Source organism: Kribbella sp. NPDC051718, assembly GCF_040681515.1.
Lineage (GTDB): Bacteria > Actinomycetota > Actinomycetes > Propionibacteriales > Kribbellaceae > Kribbella.
Genome location: NZ_JBFAYZ010000031.1, coordinates 1 through 2269, shown reverse-complemented (window position 1 = coordinate 2269; position 2269 = coordinate 1). Strand labels below are relative to the sequence as shown.

2 rRNA genes are annotated in these 2269 nt (G+C 48.1%); both read right to left on the bottom strand.

Features of this window, described 5'->3' with window-relative positions:
- Positions 1-272: ribosomal RNA gene (locus AB0M15_RS41810) — 23S ribosomal RNA — on the bottom strand; the annotation flags it as partial.
- A gap of 184 nt (positions 273-456) precedes the next feature.
- Positions 457-2009, bottom strand: a 16S ribosomal RNA gene (locus tag AB0M15_RS41805).
- Positions 2010-2269 lie beyond the last annotated feature (260 nt).

Here is a 2269-nt window from a genome sequence, read left to right as displayed (position 1 = left end):
TGGGCTATTCCCGTTTCGCTCGCCGCTACTCAGGGAATCGATTTTTCTTTCTCTTCCTCCAGGTACTTAGATGTTTCAGTTCCCTGGGTCTGCCATCAAGACGCTATGTATTCACGTCAAGATACTGCTCCATTACGAACAGTGGGTTCCCCCATTCGGAAATCTCCGGATCAAAGCTCACTTACAGCTCCCCGAAGCATATCGGTGTTAGTGCCGTCCTTCTTCGGCTCCTAGTGCCAAGGCATCCGCCATGCGCCCTTAATAACTTAACCTAAAAGTTAGTTATTAAGCCTAAAAAACTTAATAATAAAAAATGTGTTACTTAATTTGCTTCAATGTCGTTTTATCCAGTTTTCAAAGAACAAGGTTTTGAAGATCATTTTACAATGAGCCTTCAAAACTGAACGCAAGACGTTAATCGACAGATCCAAGATCTGTTTCCGTAATTATCCTTAGAAAGGAGGTGATCCAGCCGCACCTTCCGATACGGCTACCTTGTTACGACTTCACCCCAATCATCTATCCCACCTTCGGCGGCTGGCCCCATAAAGGTTACCTCACCGACTTCGGGTGTTACAAACTCTCGTGGTGTGACGGGCGGTGTGTACAAGGCCCGGGAACGTATTCACCGTGGCATGCTGATCCACGATTACTAGCGATTCCGGCTTCATGTAGGCGAGTTGCAGCCTACAATCCGAACTGAGAACGATTTTATGAGATTAGCATACCCTCGCGAGTTAGCGACTCTTTGTATCGTCCATTGTAGCACGTGTGTAGCCCAGGTCATAAGGGGCATGATGATTTGACGTCATCCCCACCTTCCTCCGGTTTGTCACCGGCAGTCACCTTAGAGTGCCCAACTAAATGATGGCAACTAAGATCAAGGGTTGCGCTCGTTGCGGGACTTAACCCAACATCTCACGACACGAGCTGACGACAACCATGCACCACCTGTCACCAATGTCCCCGAAGGGAAAACTCTATCTCTAGAGCGGTCATTGGGATGTCAAGACCTGGTAAGGTTCTTCGCGTTGCTTCGAATTAAACCACATGCTCCACCGCTTGTGCGGGCCCCCGTCAATTCCTTTGAGTTTCAACCTTGCGGCCGTACTCCCCAGGCGGAGTGCTTAATGCGTTAGCTGCAGCACTAAGGGGCGGAAACCCCCTAACACTTAGCACTCATCGTTTACGGCGTGGACTACCAGGGTATCTAATCCTGTTTGCTCCCCACGCTTTCGCGCCTCAGTGTCAGTTACAGACCAGAAAGTCGCCTTCGCCACTGGTGTTCCTCCAAATCTCTACGCATTTCACCGCTACACTTGGAATTCCACTTTCCTCTTCTGCACTCAAGTCTCCCAGTTTCCAATGACCCTCCACGGTTGAGCCGTGGGCTTTCACATCAGACTTAAGAAACCACCTGCGCGCGCTTTACGCCCAATAAATCCGGACAACGCTTGCCACCTACGTATTACCGCGGCTGCTGGCACGTAGTTAGCCGTGGCTTTCTAATAAGGTACCGTCAAGGTACGTTCAGTTACTAACGTACTTGTTCTTCCCTTACAACAGAGTTTTACGATCCGAAAACCTTCATCACTCACGCGGCGTTGCTCCATCAGACTTTCGTCCATTGTGGAAGATTCCCTACTGCTGCCTCCCGTAGGAGTTTGGGCCGTGTCTCAGTCCCAATGTGGCCGATCACCCTCTCAGGTCGGCTATGCATCGTTGCCTTGGTAGGCCATTACCCCACCAACTAGCTAATGCACCGCGGGCCCATCTAGTAGTGACAGCCGAAACCGCCTTTCAGCATTTTGCCATGTGACAAAATGGATTATTCGGTATTAGCCCCGGTTTCCCGGAGTTATCCCAATCTACTAGGTAGGTTGCCCACGTGTTACTCACCCGTCCGCCGCTAAATCAGAAGAAGCAAGCTTCTTCATCATTCGCTCGACTTGCATGTATTAGGCACGCCGCCAGCGTTCGTCCTGAGCCAGGATCAAACTCTCCATAAAAGTAGTTTGAAAGCTCATTAGCTTTGCTAGCGTATCATCCGAAGATGATATCTATTTTTGTTTTGATCCACCAACAGAGTTGATGTTCAAAACTATTTATTGATTAACGTCTTGCATGTTCAGTTTTCAAGGTTCATTGTGTTGAGTCGATATCTAGTCGACTTCTAATATTATATCAGGATAACATTTCGTTGTCAACAACTTTTTAAAATTTCTTTTTTAGTTATTGTCCTGATAAGTTGCTTCGTTTCTGTAGCAAC